General features: G+C 59.1%; 3 protein-coding genes. All 3 read right to left on the bottom strand.

The genetic code is table 11. The features are described from left to right. Positions 1-48: 48 nt before the first annotated feature. A complete protein-coding gene (locus tag HU811_RS25850; RefSeq protein WP_092399909.1) occupies positions 49-777 on the bottom strand; it encodes an aspartate/glutamate racemase family protein in 729 nt (242 codons plus the stop codon). A gap of 62 nt (positions 778-839) precedes the next feature. Next, positions 840-2,369, bottom strand: a complete 1,530-nt coding sequence (locus tag HU811_RS25845; RefSeq protein WP_186658895.1) for an NCS1 family nucleobase:cation symporter-1 — start codon at positions 2,367-2,369, stop codon at positions 840-842. Between the two features lie 453 nt (positions 2,370-2,822). Continuing rightward, positions 2,823-3,566 (bottom strand): phosphoadenylyl-sulfate reductase, encoded by a 744-nt coding sequence (locus HU811_RS25840; protein WP_186658892.1) that lies wholly within the window; start codon positions 3,564-3,566, stop codon positions 2,823-2,825. Between the last annotated feature and the right edge of the window lie 178 nt (positions 3,567-3,744).

Here is a 3,744-nt window from a genome sequence, read left to right as displayed (position 1 = left end):
GGGAGCGGGCTTGCTCGCGAAGGCCGCACCCGGGTCTAGGAGGTCAACTCACCGCCCAAACCGCCCCGGCCAACCGATGATGGTCTTGGGCCGAGGCGTGGCATAGGTGCGCACTTTCGAGGTGGTCAAGCCCAACCGCACCAGGGATTCGGCAATGGTCACCGCCGCCGTCACACCATCGACCACTGGCACCCCAGTGCGCTGGCGGATCTGCTCATCGAGCCCAGCCATGCCACCGCAACCCAGGCAGATCACTTCGGCCTTGTCCTGACTGACCGCCAGTTCTGCCTGCTGCACGATGGCCTCGACCGCCCGTTGCGGGTCTTGCTCAAGCTCCAGCACTGCCAGGCCACTGGCGCGTACCGAGGCGCAGCGAGCGAACAGGCCGGAGAGCTTGAGGCGGTCTTCGATCAGCGGCACGGTGCGGTCCAGGGTGGTGACCACCGAATAGGCGTGGCCCAGGAACATCGCGGTGCTGGCGCCAGCGTCGGTGATGTCCACCACCGGTACATTGAGCAGTTCCTGCAAGCCTTCGCGGCCATGTTCGCCGTAACCGGCCTGGATCACCGCATCAAACGGTTGATCGTAGGCCATCACTCGGTCCATCACTGCGATGGCGGCCAGGTAGCTTTCGAAGTTGCCTTCGATGGAGTCGGCACCGAAGTACGGCGTGAGCCCGACGATCTCGGTGCCCGGTGCGGCCACGGCCTGGGCCTGCCGAGCGATGGCCTGGGTGATGGAGTCGGTGGTGTTGACGTTGACTACAAGAATTCGCATGAGCTGTCCTCCTTAACGCAGAGTAAATAAGCGGCCCGCACCGGGCGGGACGTGTTGAATCATCAATGACTGGCGTTATCCACGGCGATGGACTCACCGCTGACGTCTTCGTAAAAGGGCTGACGCTTGGCGATGATCAGGTACAGCAGCCCTGCAATCGAAGCGCCAATCAGCCAGGAGAACGGGGAAACGCTGTCGAAACCGGGCACCAGCGCCAGGACAATCGCGATCAGCGCTGCGGGAATAAACGCCGCCACGGCACGCAGGTTGACTCCGTTGCTGTAGTAATACGCGCCATTGGGGTCTTCGCTGTACAACTGCGGCACGTTGATACAGCCTTTTCGCAACAGCCAGTAGTCGACCATGATGACGCCGTACAAGGGCCCGAGCAGGGCGCCGAGGCCGGAAAGGAAATATACAATCACCAGCGGGCTGTTGTAGAGATTCCACGGCAGGATCAGCACGGCAATGGCGGCGCTGATCAACCCGGCGCGGCGGAAGGTCAGGTACTTGGGCGCCAGGTTGCTGAGCACAAAGGCCGGCGCGACGAAGTTGGCCATGATGTTCACCGCCACGGTCACAATCAAAAATGCCAGGCAGCCAAGCACCAGGAAAAAGGTGTTGGGGATCGAGGCGATGACCTGGGTCGGGCTTTCGATGATTTGCCCGTTGATCTGGAATTGCGCACCGCAAAGCAAAACGGTGATCCCGGCAAACACCAGAATATTGACCGGCAGCCCCCAGAAATTGCCCACGACGATGGTCCGGCGACACGGCGAGGAGCGAGCGAAGTCGCAGAAGTTGAGCACCAACGTGCCGTAGATCGCCAGCCACAGCGCACCGCCGGCAAAGATGTTGCGCCACATTTCACCGCCGCTCAGTGGCTCGCGGATCGACCAGGCAATGGTTGCGCCGGCCTGGGTGTACATCCACCCGGCCAGGGCTGCGACAGTGACCAGAATCACTGGCCCGGCAAAACCTTCGTAGCGTCGCACCATCTCCATGCCGTAGGCCAGGATCATCAGTTGCACGAACCAGATCGCCACGAAACACACCCAGCCCAGGCTCGACAGGCCCAGGATCGCGTCGCGGTCGTAGTCGGCGAAGCCGGGGTGTATTGCGACCAGCAGCACGCGTAAAACCACGGACGCCAGATAGGTCTGAATGCCGAACCAGGCGATGGCGATAACGGCCCTGATCAATGCAGGAATCTGCGCGCCGTGAATACCGAAACTGATCCGGCTGATCACCGGAAACGGCACCCCGGTTTTCTGCCCCATGTAGCCGGACAGGTTCATAAAGCCGTAGACCAACGCTGCACCGATCCCCAGGGACAACAGAATCTGCCAGCCACCGAGGCCCAGGGCATACAGACCAATGGCAAAGGAATAGTTGGCGATGTTGTGTACGTCGTTGGTCCACAGGGCAAAGATGCTGTAGCGACCCCAGCGCCGACCCTCGACCTTGGTCGGCGCCAGGTCTTTGTTGTGCAGTCTTGGACTCAGGATCAGCGTGGCGGCGGGTGCGCCATCAACGGCAGTGGGTGAGGAGGGCAGATCCAGCGCGATGTTATTGGAGAGACTTGTACGCATTCCGGCAGGCTCCTGATTCTCGTTGCCGCGATGACTGTGCATGAGCGCAGGGCTCGACAAATCTTCGTCGCGACGGGGTGAGCATCATTGGTTACGGGGCATCTGCAGCCTGTACGGGATAGGGCGCTTCAGGCTTGCGGATCTAAAAGTGTATGTATGTTTTATTTGGGTTGTATACAAAACACTTGTCGACTAAAGCCAGATTTATGCCAGTTTCTTAACTAATTCCTGGTCATCTAATTTCATTTTGTTATGTCGGTTTAGTAAGTTACTGAAAAATCGCCGTTATAAATTGACCGTTTGAACAGGTATTTATTTTTTAGGCTGGGCGTTGAACAGGAAGGGGGCTAACAGGAGGGGAACCGGCGTGTAACTTTTCAGGGCATTGGAAAAGTAACTGAACACAAAAATGGCACCTGTGGTGACATTTTTGTGTACAGGGCAGTGGCGGCTCTACAGCGCCTTGGTTTTAGTGATGATATTGCCGGCGTGCAGCCCGCATTCCTTCTGCGTGGCTTCTTCCCACCACCAGCGACCTTCGCGTTCGTGCTGGTTCGGCAGCACTGGGCGGGTGCAGGGTTCGCAGCCGATGCTGATGAAACCGCGTTCATGCAGGCTGTTGTAGGGCAGTTCCAGCATGCGGATGTAACCCCAGACTTCTTCGCTGGTCATCTGCGACAACGGGTTGAATTTGTACAGGGTGCGCTCCGGAGTGGAAAACGCTGTGTCGATTTCCAGCACGGCCACCTGGCTGCGGGTGCCGGGGCTCTGGTCGCGACGCTGGCCGGTAGCCCAGGCGCGGACATCGGACAGCTTGCGCCGCAGCGGTTCGATCTTGCGAATGCCGCAGCACTCACCGTGACCGTCCTTGTAGAAACTGAACAGGCCTTTTTCCTTCACGAAAGGCTCGAGTTTCGCAGGGGCCGGCGAGATCAGTTCGATCTCGATCTTGTAGTGCTCGCGCACCTGCTCGATGAACCGATAGGTTTCCGGGTGCAGGCGACCGGTGTCGAGGCTGAACACCTTGACGTTCTTGTTCAGCTTCCAGGCCATGTCCACCAGCACCACGTCTTCGGCGCCGCTGAAAGATATCCACAGGTCATCGCCGAATTCGGCGAAGGCCAGTTTGAGGATGTCCTGTGGGGACTTGTTGGCATAGGTCGTGGCGAGTTCCACGACGTCAAACGATGGGCTCATCAGGGCGGCTTCCTACAGGTCGGTGGCGCTGGGCGCTCTATATGGGGCTGATGGTAACAAAAGCTGTCGGGGCTGGCGCGCTCCTGTGCGTTGCGCAGGCATCGGCGAATGGCCAGTGTCCTGTATCATAAATACTGTTCCTTTTTGACGGCGTCTGTTGTCGTCATGCTGCGTTGCC

The sequence above is a fragment of the Pseudomonas tehranensis genome (genome assembly GCF_014268615.1).
Lineage (GTDB): Bacteria > Pseudomonadota > Gammaproteobacteria > Pseudomonadales > Pseudomonadaceae > Aquipseudomonas > Aquipseudomonas tehranensis.
The sequence above is the reverse complement of the archived record's forward strand: the minus strand, read 5'-3'. Positions and strand labels throughout refer to the sequence as shown.

Bases quoted from the DNA above. Each gene is read 5' to 3' on its own strand.
- HU811_RS25840 (WP_186658892.1), bottom strand. From the start codon at position 3,566: ATGAGCCCATCGTTTGACGTCGTGGAACTCGCCACGACCTATGCCAAC.
- HU811_RS25850 (WP_092399909.1), bottom strand. From the start codon at position 777: ATGCGAATTCTTGTAGTCAACGTCAACACCACCGACTCCATCACCCAG.
- HU811_RS25845 (WP_186658895.1), bottom strand. From the start codon at position 2,369: ATGCGTACAAGTCTCTCCAATAACATCGCGCTGGATCTGCCCTCCTCA.